The organism is Enterobacter cloacae complex sp. FDA-CDC-AR_0132, assembly GCF_003010695.1.
Lineage (GTDB): Bacteria > Pseudomonadota > Gammaproteobacteria > Enterobacterales > Enterobacteriaceae > Enterobacter > Enterobacter ludwigii.
In genome coordinates, this window is the sequence record NZ_CP027618.1 from 3,242,544 (window position 1) to 3,262,653 (window position 20,110).

A 20,110-nucleotide genomic window follows, 5' to 3' on the forward strand; every position below is an offset into this window, starting at 1 on the left:
GTCTCTGTTCTCTGAGATGTGCGTGCTTAACTAGCGATGCAATTTACCGTGGTCACGCAGCCAGGCGGCAGTACGCACAATCCCTTCATCCAGGGTGACAATCGGCTTATACCCCAGTTCGTTCTCTGCGCGGGTGATATCCAGCGTAAAATCGAAGTTGAGCTTTGAGACACCGTAGTGCGTCAACGCAGGCTCTTTCGCCGATTTACTCCCAAGACGCTCCATACTGCGGGCAATCATATCCAGCATCGGGTAGGGCACGGAACGAATACGGCAGTCGATTTGCAACTCGTCAATCAACCTTTGCACGATGCTGCGCAGCGTGCAGGGCTCACCGTTGGTGATATTGTACGCGCGACCGGAAATCAGGGTATCGCAGTCAGGCTGGCTTGCCAGCCACATGGCGTGGACCGCATTTTCGTAGTACGTCATATCCACCATCGCATCGCCACCGCGGGGCAGCAGCACGCTGCCGTAGTGGTGCATCATCTGCGCCAGACGCGGGATAAACACTTTGTCATGCGGGCCGAACAGGCTCTGAGGACGCAATACGGTAAAACGGGTGTGCGGGTTCGACTGTGCCAGCAGATCGATCACCTCTTCGCTGGCCGCTTTACTGCGGGCAAACTCACAGGCAAAGCGCGCCGGGCGAAAATCTTCCTGCACGTCGCGGTGATGGTGATAGTCGAAATAGAGAGACGGGGAGGAGATATGAATAAAGTTACGCACGCCCCAGGCCACGGCCCATTCACCCAGACGACGGGTGGCACGCACGTTGGCGAGGTCAAAAGCTTCCTGGGTGCCCCACGGGGAGGTAAAACTGGAGCAGTGCCACAGCGTATCGATACCGGCCAGCATCACCTTGGCCTGAGAGGAGACCAGCTCCGTCAGGTCGGCATGGACAAACTCTGCGCCCATTTTTTGCAGCAGTTTACCCATCGCTTCGTTGCGACCGGTGGCCCTGACGCTGATGCCTTTGTTGCGCAGAAACTCGACCGCATTTCGGCCTAAGCCGCTGGTCGCCCCGGTAACCAGTACCTTCATATCAATCCACTGTGTTGAAAAAGAATTTCGTGCGCATTCTTTCGTGAATTACGGCGGGTTGCAATGGGAAAGGTGAAAGAATAAGAGTTTTATTGAGTTATTTTCGTCTTTTGTTCTGCCAGCTGCGCGATACGTTTCGCCATTCCGCGAAAGATAAACAGGTGAGCGGGGATCATTAACAACCAGTAGAAAAGCCCCGGCATACCGTGCGGGTGCCACCAGGCACGAACGTCCAGTTCTCGATGGTCGCCTTTGTCTTTTAGCGTAAAGCACAACCGTCCCAGACCGGGCGCTTTCATGCCAAACAGCAGCGCCAGCTGTTTTTCGGGCTCGACGATGATCACCTTCCAGCTGTCAACCGTATCGCCTACCGCAAGATACGGGTGCGCAGGACGGCCTTTCGCCAGCCTGTGTCCTACCAGCAGATCCAGTGCGCCACGGGTTTGCCAGAGGATATTGCCGAAGAAATAGCGTTCTTTGCCGCCAATCTGATTCACCACCTCCCACAGGTCCGCCAGACTGGCCGGGGTGTTCACCGTGCAGCCAGCCTGTTTAGGAAAGTAACCGTACTCAGGCCGCCAGCGGGCAAACGCCTGGGCGTCGTAGCCCCAGTCGCTGGAGTTCATCAGCTGTTCCTCTTCCTTGAGCGTATTGCGTACCGCGTCATCGAAACGGATCAGCGTCTGGGGGATCAGCGCACGCAACGCGCGATCGTCGGCCAGCAGATCGTGTTTGAGCCCCTGGATCAGCGCTTTTGCGGTCGTTGGTGGCACGGACGTAATGACGTTTAAAAACCACACCGAGATCCATCGGGTAGGGAAGGGAATGGGGATCAGCCAGCGTCGGCGGCCGCTGACACGCATAAAATGTTCGAACTGTTGCTGGTAGCTCAGCACTTCCGGGCCGGCAGCCTCAAGCACGCGGTGTTGCTCAGCCGGATGGTCCAGCAGGGCCACCAGATAATGGCGTAAATTTTCCAGCGCAATCGGCGTGGTGCGCGATCGCACCCAGCGCGGCGGGGTAAGCACCGGCAGGTTGTACACCATGTCGCGCATCACTTCGAACGCGGCGGAGCCAGCTCCGACGATGATCCCCGCCCGCAGTTCGGTGACGGGAATATTGGCGCCGCGCAGGGTTTCAGCCGTGAGCTGACGGGCGCGAAGATGATCGGACTGCTCGTTAGCAGGCGCCTGCAGCGAGCTTAAAAAAATCACCTGCTTCACCGGTGTGCGCAACAGCGCGTCGCGGACGTTCATCGCCACCTGACGCTCGTGGGCGATAAAATCGCCCCCTTCGCCCATGCTGTGAACAAGGTAGTAAAGCGTGTCGACCCCTTCCAGTAACGCCGGCAGCGTCGTGGGCCAGTTGAGATCGACGTTGTGACAGGTCACCCCGGGCAGGTGCAGTTTTTGCAGACGCTCCGTGTTGCGTGCCACGGCCAGCACCTGGTGCCCCTGCTGACTTAACGCAGTGGTGAGATGCTGACCGATATACCCACTGGCACCGAGTACCAGAATACGTTGCGGCACGCTCTGCTCCTTAGCGCTGTAAAAACGCCTGCCAGTGTTTCACCACGTCTGCCAGCTGCTGACGATTAACGTCCAGGTGCATAACCAGGCGTACCACCGGCGAGGCGTTGATCAACACGCCACGGGCTTTCATAAACTCACCCAGCGCAGCAGCGTGCTCTTCGCCCACGCGAATGAACAGCATGTTGGTATCGTGGCGCATAACGTCTGCACCAATCTCGCGTAGCTGTGCGGCCATCCACGCGGCGTTTTCATGATCGTCTTTCAGGCGGGCCACGTTGTTTTTCAGGGCGTACAGTCCGGCTGCTGCCAGAATACCGGCCTGGCGCATCCCGCCGCCGGTCATCTTACGCCAGCGGACCGCGCGTTTGATGTAGTCCGCATTGCCCACCAGCAGCGAGCCAACGGGCGTCCCCAGCCCTTTAGACAGGCAAATAGTGAACGAATCGCAATACTGCGCGATGTCTTTCAGCTCGCAGCCATACTCCACCACGGCGTTAAAGATGCGCGCGCCGTCCACGTGCAGCCCGAGTTTGCGCTCGCGGGTGAATTCCCACGCTGCTTTCAGGTACTCGCGCGGCAGCACTTTGCCGTTGTGGGTGTTTTCCAGACTGAGCAGCCTGGTGCGGGCGAAATGCACATCATCGACTTTGATTTTCGCCGCGACCTTGTCGAGCGGCAGGGTGCCGTCCGGGGCGGCATCAATCGGCTGAGGCTGAATGCTGCCCAGTACCGCCGCACCGCCTGCTTCGTACAGGTAATTGTGCGCGCCCTGACCGGCAATATACTCTTCACCGCGTTCGCAGTGGCTGAGCAACGCCACCAGGTTGGCCTGGGTGCCGGATGGCAGAAACAGGGCGGCCTCTTTACCGCTTAGCTCGGCGGCATAACGCTGCAGCGCATTCACCGTTGGATCGTCACCGTAGACGTCGTCCCCGACCGGGGCGGCCATCATCTCTTCGAGCATGGCGCGACCCGGACGGGTAACGGTATCACTGCGTAAATCAATCATTTCACATCCCTTTAATTTAAGAGGTTATGTGAAATGTTTTACCTGAGCCAGTTGGTTTTTGCCAGTTCGATTACCTCATCACCGCGTCCACTGATGATGGCGCGCAGCATATAGAGGCTGAATCCTTTGGCCTGCTCGAGTTTAATCTGCGGTGGGATCGCCAGCTCTTCTTTCGCCACCACCACGTCCACCAGTACCGGACCGTCGATGGAGAAGGCACGCTGCAGGGCTTCATCGACTTCTGAGGCTTTCTCTACGCGAATACCCGTGATGCCGCAGGCTTCAGCGATGCGCGCGAAGTTGGTGTCGTGCAGCTCGGTGCCGTCCGTCAGATAGCCACCTGCCTTCATCTCCATCGCCACAAAGCCCAGCACGCTGTTGTTAAAGACCACGATTTTCAGCGGGAGCTTCATCTGCACAACCGACAGGAAATCGCCCATCAGCATGCTGAACCCGCCGTCACCGCACATCGCCACCACCTGACGCTCTGGTGCGGTGGCCTTGGCCCCCAGCGCCTGCGGCATGGCGTTGGCCATCGAACCGTGGTTGAACGACCCCAGCAGACGGCGTTTGCCGTTCATCTTCAGATAGCGTGCCGCCCAGACGGTCGGGGTGCCCACGTCGCAGGTAAAAATGGCGTCGTCGTCCGCGAAATGGCTAATTTGCTGCGCCAGATACTGGGGATGAATGGCTTTGTCGCTCGGTTTGGCAAGATCGTCCAGTCCTTTGCGTGCATCGCGGTAATCACTGAGGGCTTTGTCGAGGAACTTCCGGTCGGTTTTTTCTTCCACCAGCGGCAGCAGGGCGGCGAGGGTGGATTTGATGTCCCCTACCAGCGCCATATCGACTTTGCTGTGGGCACCAATACTGCCCGGGTTAATATCAATCTGAATGATTTTGGCATCCGTCGGGTAAAACGCGCGGTACGGGAACTGGGTGCCGAGCAGGATCAGCGTGTCGGCATTCATCATGGTGTGGAAACCGCTGGAAAAACCGATCAGTCCGGTCATGCCCACGTCATACGGATTGTCATATTCGACGTGCTCTTTGCCGCGCAGGGCGTGAACAATCGGGGATTTTAACTTGCCGGCAAATTCCACCAGCTCTTTGTGCGCGCCCGCACAGCCACTGCCGCACATCAGGGCGATATTGCTGGAGTAACGCAGCAGCTGCGCGAGCTTTTTGAGCTCTTCTTCAGCCGGCGTGATGACAGGCTGTGGGGCGTGATACCAGTGCGAACTGGCACCTTCAGGCGCGGCCTTCAGCGCCACGTCGCCGGGAATAACGACCACCGAAACACCGCGGTTAAGCACGGCTTTGCGCATTGCAATGGCCAGAACCTGAGGGATTTGTTCTGGTGAGGAAACTAATTCGCAATAGTGGCTGCATTCACGGAACAGCTCCTGAGGATGCGTCTCCTGAAAATAGCCGCTGCCGATTTCGGAAGAAGGGATGTGGGCGGCAATTGCCAGGACCGGTACGTGATTGCGGTGGCAGTCAAACAGGCCGTTGATCAAGTGAAGGTTGCCCGGTCCGCACGATCCGGCGCAGACGGCCAGTTCACCCGTCACCTGCGCTTCCGCCCCAGCCGCGAAGGCGGCAACCTCTTCATGACGGGTTGGCATCCATTCAATGGTCTTCATCTTATTCAGGCTATCGCTCAGCCCGTTCAGGGAGTCGCCGGTTACGCCCCAGATGCGCTTTACGCCTGCCTGCTCGAGGGTTTTTGCTATGTATGCAGCCACGGTTTGTTTCATGGGTGTCCATCTCCTTTAAGTGATATCGCTTACAAGCTTAGAAGAAAGTCACTGTATTGCCGCGCTTTACCCCTTATTAAAAGGTGCTTTTCACCCGCAATGATTCGGCATAATCTGGTCATCACACAGATGAAAACAGGAATCATTTCAAATGGTTAAATCATTGTTAATTGCTGTTAATGAAAAGCTATCGTGCGACGATGCCGGCAAACTCTTGTTACGACTTGCCGTCGGTGGGTTGATGCTTTTTCACGGTTTACACAAGTTATTGGGTGGCGTGGGGTTCATCAGCGGCATGCTGGTGGAAAAAGGATTACCGGGGTTTATCGCCTACGGCGTGCTCATTGGCGAAGTGGTGGCACCTGTCCTGATTATCGTTGGGCTTTTTACGCGCCCGGCGGCACTGGTGCTGGCGTTTACCATGATTGTGGCGTGGCTGATGGTCGGGACGGGGGAAACCTTTGCGCTGGACGCGGTAGGTGCCTGGGCGATTGAGAGCCTGGTGTACTTCTTTATCGGTGCGTTGGCGGTAGCATGTTTAGGCGCTGGGCGTTTTGCGTTGGGGAAAGCGCCGGTCTGGCGGTAGGCGTACTAACCGGGGGTAAACGCGAGCGCTTACCCCCGTCATTCGCGCGTTGGCTGATTACGCCAGCACAAGATCGCCCTGTGGATGACACGAGCACGCCAGCACGTATCCGTCGGCGATTTCTGCCTCGGTCAGCGTCATGGTGCTCGTCACGGTGTACTCACCGGAGACCACTTTGGTCTTGCAGCAGCCACACACGCCAGCACGGCATGCTGCCACCACCGGCACGTTGTTGCTTTCCAGCGCGTCCAGTAGCGTGGTGCCGACCCGGCCAAAGAAAGTCTGAGCAGGCTGCAGTCTGGTGAACGTAATTCCGCTGGTTGCCGCTTCCGCCACCGGGGTGAAGAACTGCTCTTTGAAGAAGCGGGTCACGCCCAGCGCTTTCACGTCCTGCTCAACGATATCCATATACGGCGCCGGCCCACAGGTCATCACGGTACGATCCGCGAGGTCCGGGACGCTTTGCAGCAGTTCACGGCTCAGACGTCCGGCGACAAAACCGTGGGTTGCGTTATGTTCCGCCACCAGCGTCACCGGATAGTTACGCCACTCTTCGGCAAAGATCACATCTTCCGGCGAGCGCACGCTGAAGATCACCTGAACATCAGCCTGCGGACGGTTTTTCGCCAGCCAGCGACGCATTGACATGATCGGCGTGACGCCGCACCCGGCGGCCAGCAGCAGGAATTTATCTTCCGCTTTATCGTCACAGGTGAAATCCCCGTGTGCGTCCGACAGCCAGAGGTAATCCCCGCGCTTCACGTCCCGGGTCAGCCACTGCGAGCCTGCGCCATCATCGATACGGCGGATAGTGAGCGTGATGTACTCGCTCACGCCCGGCGTTGAGGAGATCGTGTAGGCGCGCAGCGTGTCCGCTGAGTTGCGGACACTGACCAGCGCATACTGACCTGCACGGTACGGATAGTAGTCATGGCACAGCAGGGACAGCGTCCACACATCCGGCGTCTCCTGATGGATGTGATGAACCTGCATCCGCCACGGACATTGTGAGGTTGGCATGGTCATGAATAACTCCTTACGCGCTCAGCAGCTGCTGCATATCTTCTTCTACGGTGGTCACGGAACGCAGACCAAACTTCTCGTTCAGCACGGCCAGCAGATCCGGTGTCAGGAAGCCGGGTGCGGTGGGGCCGGTCACAATGTTGGTCACACCGAGAGAGAGCAGGGTCAGCAGGATGACAATCGCTTTCTGTTCAAACCAGGAGAGCACCAGCGACAGCGGCAGATCGTTGACGCCGCAGCCCAGTTTTTCCGCCAGCGTGACGGCCAGAATGATGGCAGAGTAGGCGTCGTTACACTGACCCGCATCGACCAGACGTGGCAAACCTTCAATGTTGCCGAAGTCCAGCTTGTTGAAACGGTATTTACCGCACGCCAGCGTCAGGATCAGGCAATCTTCCGGTAAGCTGGTGGCGAAATCGGTGAAGTAGTTACGCTCACCGCGCGCGCCGTCACAGCCGCCAATCAGGAAGATATGGCGCAGTTTTTCACGGCTCACGAGGTCAATCAGTGAATCCGCGGCACCGAGCAGGGTTTCGCGACCAAAGCCGACGGTGATCAGATGTTCGATTTCGCTGTACGGGAAGCCACCCATCTGCTGCGCCTGGGCGATGACCGGGCCGAAATCATCCCCTTCCAGGTGGCTCACACCCGGCCAGCCAACGATGCTTCGGGTCCAGATGCGGTCGTCATACGCGCCAACGGTGGGGTCGATGATGCAGTTAGAGGTCATCACGATGGGACCCGGGAAACGGGCGAACTCAACCTGCTGGTTCTGCCAGCCGCTACCGTAGTTCCCGACCAGGTGTTTAAATTTACGCAGTTCCGGGTAGCCGTGTGCGGGCAGCATTTCGCCGTGGGTATAGACGTTAACGCCCGTGCCTTCGGTCTGCTTCAGCAGGTTATAGAGGTCTTTCAGGTCATGGCCGGAGATCAGGATGCACTTGCCTTCGGTCGCTTTAACGTTAACCTGCGTCGGCGTCGGGTGGCCGTAGGTGCGGGTTTCACCGGCATCCAGAATACGCATCACGTTGAAGTTCATCTGGCCGATTTCCATTGAACATTCGAGCAGCGGATTCATCTCGGCAGGCCAGGTACCCAACCACGCCATGATTTTGTGGTACTGAGCATAGATAGCGTTATCGTACTGGCCCAGAACGTGCGCGTGTTCCATATAGGCCGCGGCCCCTTTCAGGCCGTACAGGCAGAGCAGACGCAGGCCGAGAATGTTCTCGCCAATCGCCGCTTTGTCTTTGTTGGGGGTGAATTCTGCTGCCTGACGCTGCAGCTCGCCCAGGTCATCGCTCACCAGCTGCAGGTCTGCCATTGGGTTTTCTACCCGCGCGTTGGCATCGGCGCTCAGGCACTGCGCTTTCAGCGCTTCACGCAATGCAATTGCTTCGCGGGCATAGCCGACGATGCGCGGGGAATCAAAGTTAACGTTAGTCAGCGTGGAGAAAAAGGCGCGTGGGGCGAAACTGTCTACATAGTGGTCAATAATGCCATATTCGCGGGCCTTGAATGCCCATGCGGAAAGGCCTTGCAGGGCGGCAATCAGCAGATCCTGCAGGTCTGATGTTTCTGCGGTTTTGCCGCACATACCTTGCGCATAAGAGCAGCCATTGCCTGCCGGGGTACGGATGGTTTGTTCACATTGCACACAAAACATAATCACACCTGTTAAAGTTATATTTGATATACATGTTTGAGATTATGCTTGTGACTGAACGGTGAAAAGGGCTTTCTTCTACAAAATAGAGGGAGATTGATTTAGCGCAATTTTGGCGGCAGAAAGCCTACCGCCAGAGGAGTATCAGGCGGAGAAAAACGCCATCAGAACGGGAACCAGCAGGCTCAAAATAAAGCCGTGTACGATGGCGGCAGGCACCATCTCCAGCCCACCTGAACGCTGCAGAACCGGCAGGGTAAAGTCCATCGACGTGGCGCCACACAGACCCAGTGCGGTCGAGCGACTGCGGCGCACCAGGCCCGGGATCAGCATAATGGCAATTAATTCTCGCGCCAGGTCGTTAAAGAAGGCGGCGCTCCCGATGACCGGACCGAACGATTCAGTCAGCAGAATACCGGAAAGGGAATACCAGCCAAATCCGGAGGCCATTGCCAGACCGGTTTTTAACGGCAGGCCGAGGATAAAAGCGTTAATCACGCCCGCCACCAGTGAGCTAATGACGACGATAACCGCGACGATCATTCCACGGCGATTAAGGACAATCTGTTTCAACGTCATGCCATTATTTCGCAGCTGAATACCGATAAGGAACAGCAGGAAAATGAGGGTATATTCACTGGCTTCCGTCGCGTGCTGTAAAAAATTCCATCCGCTTAACCCAAGAACAAAACCCAGCACCACGACGCCGCATAATTTTAAAGATTCCAGCGCCATTGCAATTCGTGACGGCAGTTTTTCCTGATGGTGGTGATTTTTCCACGGAATAGTGCGCTCAAGCCAGAAAAGTGCGGCAATATTGCACAGCAAAATAACGGCGCAGGTGACGACAGAATAATGCAGGATCGCCAGCAGATTGGTGGCCAGATTATCCAGAAACGCCAGGCTTATCCCCATAAAGAAAAGAATGACGTAGACAATCCAGCTCAGAAAACGGTTGATAAGCCGTAACGCGGATTCGCGATGCAGCGGGATAAGGTAGCCCACAATCAGAGGCAGCAGAATGATGAGGAGTCCTGAAAACATGAACAACGGGTCCTTGTGAGTATCTGTTAAGCGCCAGAGACACTACCCAATAAACGTTGTCAGGTAAAGGAGCAACAAAAAAGCCGGGTGGCAGCAACGCCTGACCCGGCCTGAGTGTTGTCATGCAGGTCGGGTAAGCGTAAGTGCTACCCGACTGCACACGCAATTAATCGCGTTTTTCCAGCAGGGTGCGATACAGCACGCCGCCCAGAATACCGCCGATGATTGGCATTACCCAGAACAGCCACAGCTGCTCAAGCGCCCAGCCGCCCTGGAAAATAGCGACGGCAGTACTGCGCGCCGGGTTTACGGAGGTGTTGGTGACCGGAATAGAGATCAGGTGGATAAGCGTCAGCGCCAGACCAATGGCAATAGGTGCAAAGCCCGCCGGGGCGTGTTTGTCGGTTGCGCCGTGGATCACCAGCAGGAAGCCTGCGGTCAGCACAATTTCAATCACGATGGCAGAGAGCATGGAGTAACCGCCAGGGGAGTGTTCGCCGAAACCGTTTGAGGCGAAGCCGCTTGCGGCGGCGTCAAAGCCGGCTTTACCGCTGGCAATAACGTACAGAACCGCTGCAGCAATAATCCCGCCAACAACCTGGGCCACAATATAACCAATGACTTCTTTAGCAGGGAAACGACCGCCCGCCCATAAACCTAATGTCACCGCCGGGTTAAAATGACCACCGGAAATATGACCCACGGCAAACGCCATGGTTAATACGGTTAAACCGAATGCCAGCGCAACGCCGACAAAACCAATACCTAATTCCGGAAATGCTGCTGCCAGAACGGCGCTACCGCAGCCACCAAACACCAGCCAGAATGTACCAAAGCATTCTGCTGCTAATTTTCTAAACATAACCACCTCAATAATAAACTTCACACGCGTTCCTGCGTGCGGGATATCGTCAAAAAAGGGATGACGACTCAAAGAGCCATTATTTTAAAAACAAAAACATCCCTTCGCCACTAAAATTAATTCGGTTAATTTGATTTATGGCAACGTGATGTCATTCCTTGTTCAAATCGACGGTAAATAGAGCATAGACCAATTCTCTACAGCACGAAGGTTGTGCTGTCGTGTCAAAGTTCCTGCCGCTATACTGCTGATAACTTAAAGGAAAAAGTGATCATCTCGCGGGGGATTTATGCTTCTCGAACGTGTGGAAATTGTTGGGTTCCGCGGTATTAACCGCCTGTCGCTGCAGCTTGAGCAGAACAACGTCCTGATCGGTGAGAACGCGTGGGGTAAGTCCAGCCTTCTGGATGCGCTGACGCTGCTGCTTTCGCCCGAAGACGATCTGTATCACTTTGCCCATGATGATTTCTGGTTTCCTCCCGGCGATGTGAATGGCCGCGAAAAACACCTGCACATTATTCTGACGTTCCGCGAATCCGAGCCGGGGCGTCACCGCGTGCGTCGCTTCCGGCCGTTATCACCCTGCTGGGTCCCGTGCGACGACGGTTTCCACCGGATTTTCTACCGGCTGGAAGGTGAGATGGCAGAAAACGAGGGCGTATTAACCCTGCGTGATTTCCTCGATGAGAAAGCCAACCCCATTCCGCTGGATGACATCGACGACCTGGCTCGCCACCTGATTCGCCTGATGCCGGTGTTGCGCCTGCGTGATGCGCGTTTTATGCGGCGGATCCGCAACGGCACTGTACCAAATATGCCGGAAGTGGAAGTGACCGCCCGCGAGCTGGATTTCCTGGCGCGAGAGCTGGTGGCGCGTCCGCAAAATCTGACCGATGGTCAAATCCGCCAGGGGTTGTCGGCAATGGTACAACTGCTGGAACACTATTTTTCCGAGCAGGGGACGTCGGAGTCGCGCCATCGTCTGATGCGCCGCCGCTCTCACGATGAACAACGCAGCTGGCGTTACCTCGATATCATAAACCGGATGATTGACAGGCCCGGTGGCCGTACCCATCGGGTGATTTTGCTGGGGCTGTTTTCGACGCTTCTGCAGGCCAAGGGCACCGTTCGTCTCGACCGTGACGCCCGGCCGCTGCTGCTGGTGGAAGACCCGGAAACGCGCCTGCACCCGATCATGCTCTCGGTGGCGTGGCACCTGTTGAATCTGCTGCCGCTGCAGCGCGTGACCACCACCAATTCCGGCGAGTTATTGTCCCTGACCCCGGTTGAGCACGTCTGCCGTCTGGTACGTGAGTCTTCCCGCGTCACCGCCTATCGCCTCGGGCCGGGCGGGATGAACGCGGAAGAGGGACGTCGTATCTCGTTCCACATCCGCTTTAATCGTGCGTCGTCGCTGTTCGCCCGCTGCTGGCTGCTGGTTGAGGGAGAAACGGAAACCTGGGTTATCAACGAACTGGCGCGTCAGTGCGGCCACCATTTTGATGCCGAAGGTATCAAGGTCATCGAATTTGCCCAGTCGGGGATCAAGCCGCTGATCAAATTCGCCCGGCGGATGGGCATTGAATGGCATGTGCTGGTGGATGGTGACGAGGCGGGGAAAAAATATGCCGCGACCGTGCGTGGCCTGCTAAATAATGAGCGCGAAGAAGAGCGCGACCACTTAACCATGCTGCCGGCCATGGACATGGAGCACTTTATGTACCGTCAGGGGTTCGACGACGTGTTCCACCGGATTGCGATGGTGCCGGTGGATGTGCCAATGAACATGCGGCGCGTGATTGCCAAAGCCATCCACCGCTCTTCAAAACCTGATTTAGCGATTGAGGTGGCGACGGAAGCGGGGAGACGTGGCGTGGAGTCCGTGCCGACACTGCTGCGCAAGATGTTCTCCCGCGTGCTGTGGCTGGCACGCGGGAAAGCGGATTAAGCGCGGGTCGCCTGCGTGACGTGTTGCGTCAGGCTGTCCAGTAGCGCATAGCGGCGGCGGTACTCAGCGCGCTTTTTGCTCGCAATCTCTTCCATCGGCTTACGGGGCATGGCGAGCGGCAGCATGAAGTGGCCGTTATCCTGTTTTTGCCCACCGAGGGAGAGCCAGAAGCTGTCATAATCGGCCAGCAGTTTTCCCTCTTTTTTCTTGCGGTAACGCCAGCTGCGGTAGATATGCGTGGCGTTACTCACCGCGACAATATGCTCAACCGGGAAAGCTGCGCCAAGCGTCATTGCCGTTTCAACCAGCAGGCGTTTCGGGAACAGGCCGTGACACGCTTTGGTCGCCCCCTGGATCAGTTCATGTGGAACATGTGCTTTTGCCCCCTGCAGGCCGCCAATGAACAGCGTTGTTTTTCCTTCAAACGGGCACAGCGTGAAGGTCATTTCCGCCAGCACGGTATTCTGATGGTTACAAAAGACGAGGGTGGCTTCACCCTCTTTATCCATGAAGGCGTCGGCGCACAGGCGCACAGTAAACTGCTGTTCGTCTTTTCCGGTCAGGGTCAGCAGGGTTGCCCCCTGCGGTGAAAGGTAACCCTTGACCAGCGTTGCCGGAAGCTGGCGCGTCATTGTCTGGTAGTGCCAGGTCAGCGATTCCAGCGCCTGTCGGCGATCCATGTCCACCGTTAACCACGGGCGGTGCAGGCGGCACGGCAGCCCCGGCTGCACCTGCAACATTTGCATCAGGCGCGGCTGCTTTGCCAGCGCTGACAGCAGACGCGTGGTGCTGAACGGTGTCATCAGCGAACGGAGCATGAATTTACGTCGATAAGCGGGGTTTTGCCATGCCAGCCCCGGAGTGATCTTCCCGAAGGCCAGATTATTGAAGAGCTGCCAGCCGGATTTAGGCTGGGGCTGATGAGAAAAAAGTGTATCGACGATGGAAGACATGTTAGATCCTGCTTCTGAAGGAAGGGCTCTATTTCAGCAGGCGAAATTTCAATAACTCATCAACAAATTGAGGCGATTTCGGTGCGCGGGGGTTTCGTTGAGGAGTCGTTTAGATAGAATCAACGTTTATAATTGCCAGAACATTTATTTGGAATATTTATGAACCTCAAGGGAAAACGCAGAACGTGGTTTCTGCTGCTGGCGGTAATTGTTATCGGGGGAGGGTTCTGGCTATGGCAGATCCTGAATGCCCCTGTACCACAGTATCAAACACTGATTGTCCGTCCGGGCGAGCTGCAGCAAAACGTGCTGGCGACGGGAAAACTGGATGCCCTGCGCAAGGTTGACGTGGGTGCACAGGTAAGCGGTCAGTTGAAAACGCTGTCGGTTGAGATTGGCGACAAGGTGAAAAAAGGCCAGCTGCTGGGCGTTATCGATCCTGAGCAGGCGCAAAACCAGATCCGTGAGGTGGAAGCCACGCTCATGGAACTGCGTGCCCAGCGTGCACAGGCGGAGGCTGAGCGCAACCTGGCCCAGGTAACGTTAACGCGTCAGCAGGCGCTGGCCAAAACGCAGGCCATCTCGAAACAAGATTTAGACACGGCCGCCACCGAGCTGGCGGTTAAGCAGGCGCAGATCGGGACTATCGATGCGCAGATCAAGCGCAACCAGGCCTCGCTGGATACGGCCAAAACCAACCTCGACTATACGCAGATTGTGGCGCCCATGGCCGGGGAAGTGACTCAAATTACCACGCTGCAGGGGCAAACGGTGATTGCGGCGCAGCAGGCGCCCAACATTCTGACCCTGGCGGACATGAGCACCATGCTGGTGAAAGCCCAGGTCTCAGAGGCGGATGTTATTCATCTGAAGCCGGGGCAGAAAGCCTGGTTTACCGTCCTCGGCGATCCTCAGACGCGCTATGAAGGCGCGCTAAAAGACATTCTGCCGACGCCGGAAAAAGTGAACGATGCCATCTTCTACTATGCGCGCTTCGAGGTACCTAACCCGCAGGGCGTGTTGCGTCTGGACATGACCGCACAGGTGCACATTCAGCTTACCGGCGTGAAAAATGTGCTCACCATTCCTCTCTCTGCGCTGGGTGAATCCACCGGCGAGAGCCGCTATAAAGTGAAAGTGCTGCGCAACGGCGAAACGCGTGAGCGAGAAGTGGTCATTGGTGCACGTAATGACACCGACGTGGTGGTGGTCAAAGGGCTGGAAGAGGGTGAGGAGGTTGTCACCAGCGAAAGCCTGCCCGGAGCCGCTAAATGACGGCGTTGCTTGAGCTGAATGACATTCGTCGTAGCTATCCGTCGGGCGATGGCCCGGTTGAGGTGCTGAAGGGGATCACCCTGCGCGTCGAAGCGGGCGAGATGGTGGCGATTGTCGGTGCGTCCGGCTCCGGTAAATCGACGCTGATGAATATTCTCGGCTGTCTGGACAGACCCACCAGCGGCACCTATCGGGTGGCCGGAATGGATGTTTCCACGCTGGACGGTGACGCGCTGGCAAAACTGCGGCGGGAACATTTCGGTTTTATCTTCCAGCGTTACCATCTGCTCTCTCACCTGACGGCGGCGCAGAACGTCGAAGTGCCGGCGGTCTATGCCGGCGTCGAGCGGAAAAAACGCCTTGAGCGCGCCCAGATGCTGCTGACGCGTCTGGGGCTGGCGGAACGGGTGGAGTACCAGCCCTCGCAGCTTTCCGGCGGCCAGCAGCAGCGTGTCAGTATCGCACGCGCGCTGATGAACGGCGGTCAGGTGATCCTCGCAGATGAACCGACCGGGGCGCTCGACAGCCATTCGGGTGAAGAGGTGATGGCGATCCTTCACCAGCTTCGCGATCAGGGGCATACGGTCATCATCGTTACCCACGATCCGCAGGTGGCTGCACAGGCCGAGCGCATCATTGAGATCCGCGACGGAGAGCTGGTCAGCAACCCGCCGGCGCGACACGCCCGGGCGGCGGCGCCGAAAGAAGTCCTGCCGGCGTCAACCGGCTGGGGACAATTTTCCAGCGGGTTTCGTGAGGCGCTGACCATGGCCTGGCTGGCGATGGCCGCCAACAAAATGCGCACCCTGTTGACCATGCTGGGCATCATCATTGGTATCGCCTCGGTGGTGTCGATTGTGGTCGTGGGCGACGCGGCCAAACAGCTGGTGCTGGCGGATATTCGGGCCATCGGGACCAACACCATTGATGTCTATCCCGGCAAAGATTTTGGCGATGACGAGCCGCAGTATCAGCAGTCGCTGAAGTACGACGATCTGGCGGCTATCCAGAAGCAGCCGTGGGTAAATTCGGCCACGCCGGCGGTCTCGCAAAACCTCCGTCTGCGGGTAGGCAATGTTGACGTTGCTGCCAGCGCCAACGGTGTCAGCGGCGATTACTTTAACGTCTATGGCATGACCTTCAGCGAAGGTGCCACCTTCAATGCCGAGCAGTTAGCGGGCCGGGCGCAGGTGGTGGTGCTTGACGCCAACTCGCGCCGGCAGCTCTTCCCCAATAAAACCAACGTGGTGGGCGAGGTTATCCTTGTCGGAAACATGCCTGCGACGGTGATTGGCGTGGCGGAAGAGAAACAGTCGATGTTTGGCAGCAGCAAGATCCTGCGCGTCTGGCTGCCCTATACCACCATCTCCGGACGGATTATGGGGCAGTCCTGGCTGAACTCCATCACCGTTCGCGTGAAGGAGGGCTACGACAGCGCGCAGGCCGAGCAACAGCTGGAACGGCTGCTGACGTTGCGTCACGGGAAGAAAGATTTCTTCACCTGGAACATGGACGGTCTCTTGAAAACGGCGGAAAAGACCACACGTACTCTTCAGCTGTTCCTGACGCTGGTGGCGGTGATCTCGCTGGTGGTTGGCGGTATCGGGGTGATGAATATCATGCTGGTATCGGTCACGGAACGTACCCGGGAGATTGGCATCCGCATGGCAGTCGGTGCCAGAGCCAGCGATGTGCTGCAGCAATTTTTGATTGAAGCGGTGCTGGTGTGTCTGGTGGGCGGCGCGATGGGCATTGCGCTGTCGATGATGATCGCGTTTGCTCTGCAGCTTTTTTTACCCGGCTGGGAGATTGGTTTCTCGCCGGTGGCCATTCTTACCGCATTTTTGTGTTCGACTTTTACCGGCATTTTGTTTGGCTGGCTGCCTGCCCGCAATGCGGCGCGTCTGGATCCTGTGGATGCGTTGGCTCGCGAATAGGCTGAAAATAAAAATGCCAGCCGATCGGGCTGGCATTTTGACGGCGGGATGTACACAATAAAACAGAGAGCTATGCGACCGTTTCTGCTTCAATGGGTACGATCAGGCTTGCATGATTGCCTTTGGGTCCCTGGTGTACATCGAACCGGACGGACTGCCCGGCTTTGAGCGTTCTGTAACCATCCATCTGAATGGTGGAATAGTGAGCGAAGATATCCTCGCCGCCGCCTTCGGGGCAGATGAAGCCAAACCCTTTGGCGTTGTTGAACCACTTAACAGTACCCATTTCCATGCTTCGACATCCTTCGTAAATCTTATAAGTTAAGATGGAATGAACCGGTGGTGGAGTGGGGGCTGTTCAAAACCTCGCCATCTCACGCTTGTACAATTTAGAGAAACGAAAGAAGTCGTCAAGCGTTTGGCGCTTGAGATGGGACAATAATCAACCAAAGTTTGAAGCAGTTAACGCTATTGCAACAGTTTGTGACAGACATCGCGGATGACAGTAATAGATGATTGTTATCTAACATCTGAGGTAGATTCAAAGTGGTTATGCAAAATGGGTAAGACCAACGACTGGCTGGATTTTGACCAGCTGGCGGAAGATAAAGTGCGTGACGCGCTAAAACCGCCATCTATGTATAAAGTTATGTTAATGAACGATGATTACACGCCGATGGAATTTGTTATTGACGTGCTACAAAAGTTCTTTTCTTATGATGTAGAACGTGCAACGCAACTGATGCTTACCGTTCATTATCGTGGCAAAGCTATCTGCGGCATCTTTACCGCCGAAGTGGCGGAGACCAAAGTCGCGATGGTGAACGATTATGCGAGGGAGAACGAGCATCCGTTGCTGTGTACGCTGGAAAAGGCCTGATAAGGCATAAAATTTGGGGGAGGTGCCTATGCTCAATCAAGAACTGGAACTCAGTTTAAATATGGCTTTCGCCAGAGCGCGTGAGCACCGACATGAGTTTATGACCGTCGAGCATTTACTGCTCGCACTGCTTAGCAACCCATCTGCCCGCGAAGCGCTGGAAGCCTGCTCCGTGGATCTGGTGGCGCTACGTCAGGAACTCGAAGCCTTCATCGAACAAACCACACCGGTGCTGCCAGCCAGTGAAGAAGAGCGCGACACGCAGCCGACGCTCAGCTTCCAGCGCGTGTTGCAGCGTGCGGTATTCCACGTCCAGTCTTCCGGACGTAGCGAAGTGACGGGCGCAAATGTGCTGGTCGCCATCTTCAGCGAGCAGGAGTCACAGGCTGCCTACCTGCTGCGCAAACACGAAGTCAGCCGACTCGACGTGGTTAACTTTATCTCTCACGGAACGCGTAAAGACGAGCCGAACCAGGCATCGGATTCCAGCAATCAGGTCAATAACAATGAAGAGCAAGCAGGCGGGGAGGATCGTATGGAAAACTTCACCACCAATCTCAACCAGCTTGCTCGCGTTGGCGGTATCGACCCGCTGATTGGTCGCGATAAAGAGCTGGAGCGCGCGATCCAGGTATTGTGCCGTCGCCGCAAGAACAACCCACTGCTGGTGGGTGAATCTGGCGTCGGTAAAACCGCGATTGCCGAAGGTCTCGCCTGGCGTATTGTGCAGGGCGACGTACCGGAAGTGATTGCCGATTGCACTATTTACTCGCTGGACATTGGCTCGCTGCTGGCGGGCACTAAATACCGCGGCGATTTTGAAAAACGCTTTAAGGCGCTTTTGAAACAGCTTGAGCAGGACACCAACAGCATTCTGTTTATCGATGAGATCCACACCATCATCGGTGCCGGTGCGGCCTCGGGTGGCCAGGTGGATGCCGCTAACCTGATCAAACCGCTGCTCTCCAGCGGTAAGATCCGCGTGATTGGCTCTACAACGTATCAGGAGTTCAGCAACATTTTTGAGAAAGATCGTGCCCTGGCGCGTCGTTTCCAGAAAATCGATGTGACTGAACCTTCTGTTGAAGAAACCGTGCAGATCATCAACGGTCTGAAACCGAAGTACGAAGCACACCACGATGTGCGTTATACCGCCAAAGCGGTACGTGCGGCGGTGGAGCTGGCGGTGAAATACATCAACGATCGTCATCTGCCGGATAAGGCCATTGACGTGATTGATGAGGCAGGGGCGCGTGCGCGTCTGATGCCGGCCAGCAAGCGTAAGAAAACCGTTAACGTGGCGGATATCGAGACCGTGGTGGCCCGTATCGCGCGTATCCCTGAGAAGAGCGTTTCTCAGAGCGACCGTGACACGCTGCGCACCCTTGGCAATCGCCTGAAAATGCTGGTCTTTGGGCAGGATAAAGCCATTGAGGCGTTAACCGAAGCCATCAAGATGGCCCGTGCCGGACTGGGGCATGAACATAAGCCTGTCGGTTCCTTCCTGTTCGCCGGTCCGACCGGTGTGGGGAAAACCGAGGTCACGGTTCAGCTCTCCAAAGCGCTGGGCATTGAGCTGCTGCGTTTTGATATGTCCGAGTACATGGAGCGTCACACCGTCAGCCGTTTGATTGGTGCGCCTCCGGGCTATGTGGGCTTTGACCAGGGCGGTCTGTTAACCGACGCGGTGATCAAGCATCCGCACGCGGTACTGCTGCTCGATGAAATCGAGAAAGCGCACCCGGACGTGTTCAACATCCTGCTGCAGGTGATGGACAACGGGACGCTGACCGATAACAACGGGCGCAAGGCGGACTTCCGCAACGTAGTGCTGGTAATGACCACCAACGCCGGTGTACGTGAAACGGAGCGTAAATCTATCGGTCTTATCCATCAGGATAACAGCACCGATGCGATGGAAGAGATCAAGAAGATCTTTACGCCGGAGTTCCGTAACCGTCTGGACAACATCATCTGGTTCGATCACCTCTCTACCGAGGTTATCCATCAGGTAGTGGATAAGTTCATCGTCGAGCTGCAGGTTCAGCTGGATCAGAAAGGCGTGTCGCTGGAAGTGAGCCAGGAGGCCCGCAACTGGCTGGCTGAGAAAGGCTACGACCGTGCGATGGGGGCCCGTCCAATGGCGCGTGTGATTCAGGACAACCTGAAGAAACCGCTGGCGAACGAGCTGCTGTTTGGCTTGCTGGTAGACGGCGGTCAGGTGACGGTCGCGCTGGACCAGGAGAAGAATGAGCTGACGTACGATTTCCAGAGTGCGCAGAAGCACAAGCCGGAAGCGGCTCACTAATTTCCAGCATTAGTCTTAAAAACCGGGCAATACACTGCCCGGTTTTTTTATGCCTGCTCACACCGAAACTTTGCGAGGCGCTTTCCATATTTTCATCTCACTCATTGCTGTATAAATTCACAGTCCTAGAATGGCGGCGCACCTGCAAAATCAGGTGTCAGGATTGGCGTCCTGAAAGTGTGTGAGCAGCACCATTGCTGCAGGCTTCGTTCGCCCTAAGGAAAAGGGTATAATTCTGCATCTGGCGGGCGAATCGGAAGCTTCTTTTGAAGCGCCAGTAGCACAC

General features: G+C 56.5%; 16 protein-coding genes. 6 read left to right on the forward strand and 10 right to left on the reverse strand.

Going from position 1 to position 20,110, the window contains the following annotated elements:
• Positions 1-30 precede the first annotated feature (30 nt).
• The 4 genes from AM379_RS15650 to poxB form a co-directional block, all read right to left on the reverse strand.
• The gene (locus AM379_RS15650) at positions 31-1,044 is read right to left on the reverse strand and encodes an NAD-dependent epimerase/dehydratase family protein (RefSeq protein WP_068794453.1); all 1,014 of its coding nucleotides are present in this window, start codon (positions 1,042-1,044) and stop codon (positions 31-33) included.
• Between the two features lie 89 nt (positions 1,045-1,133).
• The gene (locus AM379_RS15655; RefSeq protein ID WP_025204577.1) at positions 1,134-2,573 is read right to left on the reverse strand and encodes an SDR family oxidoreductase; all 1,440 of its coding nucleotides are present in this window, start codon (positions 2,571-2,573) and stop codon (positions 1,134-1,136) included.
• Positions 2,574-2,583: 10 nt separating this feature from the next.
• Entirely contained in the window at positions 2,584-3,585 is a 1,002-nt protein-coding gene (gene ltaE / locus AM379_RS15660) for a low-specificity L-threonine aldolase (protein ID WP_020884843.1), read from the reverse strand.
• A gap of 38 nt (positions 3,586-3,623) precedes the next feature.
• On the reverse strand, positions 3,624-5,342 hold the full coding sequence (gene poxB, locus AM379_RS15665) for a ubiquinone-dependent pyruvate dehydrogenase (RefSeq protein ID WP_014169348.1): 1,719 nt from the start codon (positions 5,340-5,342) through the stop codon (positions 3,624-3,626).
• 151 nt (positions 5,343-5,493) lie between these two features.
• Here poxB and AM379_RS15670 point away from each other — a divergent pair, with 151 nt between their 5' ends.
• Complete coding sequence (locus AM379_RS15670; protein ID WP_032677784.1) at positions 5,494-5,928, forward strand: DoxX family protein; 435 nt, start codon at positions 5,494-5,496, stop codon at positions 5,926-5,928.
• A gap of 57 nt (positions 5,929-5,985) precedes the next feature.
• On the opposite strand, the gene hcr is transcribed toward AM379_RS15670, so the two are convergent.
• The 4 genes from hcr to aqpZ all read right to left on the reverse strand — a co-directional run bounded on the left by hcr (position 5,986) and on the right by aqpZ (position 10,523).
• A complete protein-coding gene (gene hcr, locus AM379_RS15675; protein ID WP_014169350.1) occupies positions 5,986-6,954 on the reverse strand; it encodes an NADH oxidoreductase in 969 nt (322 codons plus the stop codon).
• Between the two features lie 10 nt (positions 6,955-6,964).
• Entirely contained in the window at positions 6,965-8,617 is a 1,653-nt protein-coding gene (gene hcp, locus AM379_RS15680; protein WP_106503890.1) for a hydroxylamine reductase, read from the reverse strand.
• 144 nt (positions 8,618-8,761) lie between these two features.
• Positions 8,762-9,661: a lysine exporter LysO family protein gene (locus tag AM379_RS15685; RefSeq protein ID WP_020884841.1), complete on the reverse strand. Its 900-nt coding sequence runs from the start codon at positions 9,659-9,661 to the stop codon at positions 8,762-8,764.
• Between the two features lie 166 nt (positions 9,662-9,827).
• Complete coding sequence (aqpZ, locus tag AM379_RS15690) at positions 9,828-10,523, reverse strand: aquaporin Z (RefSeq protein WP_025204573.1); 696 nt, start codon at positions 10,521-10,523, stop codon at positions 9,828-9,830.
• 289 nt (positions 10,524-10,812) lie between these two features.
• Between aqpZ and AM379_RS15695 the strand changes: the two genes are divergently transcribed.
• The gene (locus tag AM379_RS15695) at positions 10,813-12,471 is read left to right on the forward strand and encodes an ATP-dependent endonuclease (RefSeq protein WP_014169354.1); all 1,659 of its coding nucleotides are present in this window, start codon (positions 10,813-10,815) and stop codon (positions 12,469-12,471) included.
• On the opposite strand, the gene AM379_RS15700 is transcribed toward AM379_RS15695, so the two are convergent.
• Positions 12,468-13,424, reverse strand: coding sequence for a VirK/YbjX family protein (locus tag AM379_RS15700; RefSeq protein WP_032677786.1), 957 nt, complete (start codon positions 13,422-13,424; stop codon positions 12,468-12,470). The two genes, AM379_RS15695 and AM379_RS15700, sit on opposite strands and share 4 nt — an antisense overlap.
• Positions 13,425-13,583: 159 nt before the next feature.
• Here AM379_RS15700 and macA point away from each other — a divergent pair, with 159 nt between their 5' ends.
• Entirely contained in the window at positions 13,584-14,699 is a 1,116-nt protein-coding gene (gene macA, locus AM379_RS15705) for a macrolide transporter subunit MacA (protein ID WP_032677787.1), read from the forward strand.
• Positions 14,696-16,636: a macrolide ABC transporter ATP-binding protein/permease MacB gene (gene macB, locus AM379_RS15710; protein ID WP_032677788.1), complete on the forward strand. Its 1,941-nt coding sequence runs from the start codon at positions 14,696-14,698 to the stop codon at positions 16,634-16,636. Before macA ends, macB begins: the two co-directional genes overlap by 4 nt.
• A gap of 70 nt (positions 16,637-16,706) precedes the next feature.
• Here macB and cspD read toward each other — a convergent pair whose 3' ends face one another.
• Positions 16,707-16,928, reverse strand: a complete 222-nt coding sequence (gene cspD / locus AM379_RS15715) for a cold shock-like protein CspD (protein ID WP_008499993.1) — start codon at positions 16,926-16,928, stop codon at positions 16,707-16,709.
• A gap of 267 nt (positions 16,929-17,195) precedes the next feature.
• On the opposite strand from cspD, the gene clpS reads away from it, so the two are divergent.
• Positions 17,196-17,516 (forward strand): ATP-dependent Clp protease adapter ClpS, encoded by a 321-nt coding sequence (gene clpS / locus AM379_RS15720; RefSeq protein WP_006174393.1) that lies wholly within the window; start codon positions 17,196-17,198, stop codon positions 17,514-17,516.
• Positions 17,517-17,544: 28 nt separating this feature from the next.
• A complete protein-coding gene (gene clpA, locus AM379_RS15725) occupies positions 17,545-19,824 on the forward strand; it encodes an ATP-dependent Clp protease ATP-binding subunit ClpA (RefSeq protein WP_020884836.1) in 2,280 nt (759 codons plus the stop codon).
• The last annotated feature ends 286 nt before the right edge of the window (positions 19,825-20,110 follow it).

Coding starts and splice junctions, on each gene's coding strand:
- hcp (WP_106503890.1), bottom strand. CDS start 8,617: ATGTTTTGTGTGCAATGTGAACAAACCATCCGTACCCCGGCAGGCAAT.
- AM379_RS15700 (WP_032677786.1), bottom strand. CDS start 13,424: ATGTCTTCCATCGTCGATACACTTTTTTCTCATCAGCCCCAGCCTAAA.
- clpA (WP_020884836.1), top strand. CDS start 17,545: ATGCTCAATCAAGAACTGGAACTCAGTTTAAATATGGCTTTCGCCAGA.
- macB (WP_032677788.1), top strand. CDS start 14,696: ATGACGGCGTTGCTTGAGCTGAATGACATTCGTCGTAGCTATCCGTCG.
- AM379_RS15685 (WP_020884841.1), bottom strand. CDS start 9,661: ATGTTTTCAGGACTCCTCATCATTCTGCTGCCTCTGATTGTGGGCTAC.
- poxB (WP_014169348.1), bottom strand. CDS start 5,342: ATGAAACAAACCGTGGCTGCATACATAGCAAAAACCCTCGAGCAGGCA.
- hcr (WP_014169350.1), bottom strand. CDS start 6,954: ATGACCATGCCAACCTCACAATGTCCGTGGCGGATGCAGGTTCATCAC.
- cspD (WP_008499993.1), bottom strand. CDS start 16,928: ATGGAAATGGGTACTGTTAAGTGGTTCAACAACGCCAAAGGGTTTGGC.
- ltaE (WP_020884843.1), bottom strand. CDS start 3,585: ATGATTGATTTACGCAGTGATACCGTTACCCGTCCGGGTCGCGCCATG.
- AM379_RS15670 (WP_032677784.1), top strand. CDS start 5,494: ATGGTTAAATCATTGTTAATTGCTGTTAATGAAAAGCTATCGTGCGAC.
- clpS (WP_006174393.1), top strand. CDS start 17,196: ATGGGTAAGACCAACGACTGGCTGGATTTTGACCAGCTGGCGGAAGAT.
- AM379_RS15650 (WP_068794453.1), bottom strand. CDS start 1,044: ATGAAGGTACTGGTTACCGGGGCGACCAGCGGCTTAGGCCGAAATGCG.
- macA (WP_032677787.1), top strand. CDS start 13,584: ATGAACCTCAAGGGAAAACGCAGAACGTGGTTTCTGCTGCTGGCGGTA.
- aqpZ (WP_025204573.1), bottom strand. CDS start 10,523: ATGTTTAGAAAATTAGCAGCAGAATGCTTTGGTACATTCTGGCTGGTG.
- AM379_RS15695 (WP_014169354.1), top strand. CDS start 10,813: ATGCTTCTCGAACGTGTGGAAATTGTTGGGTTCCGCGGTATTAACCGC.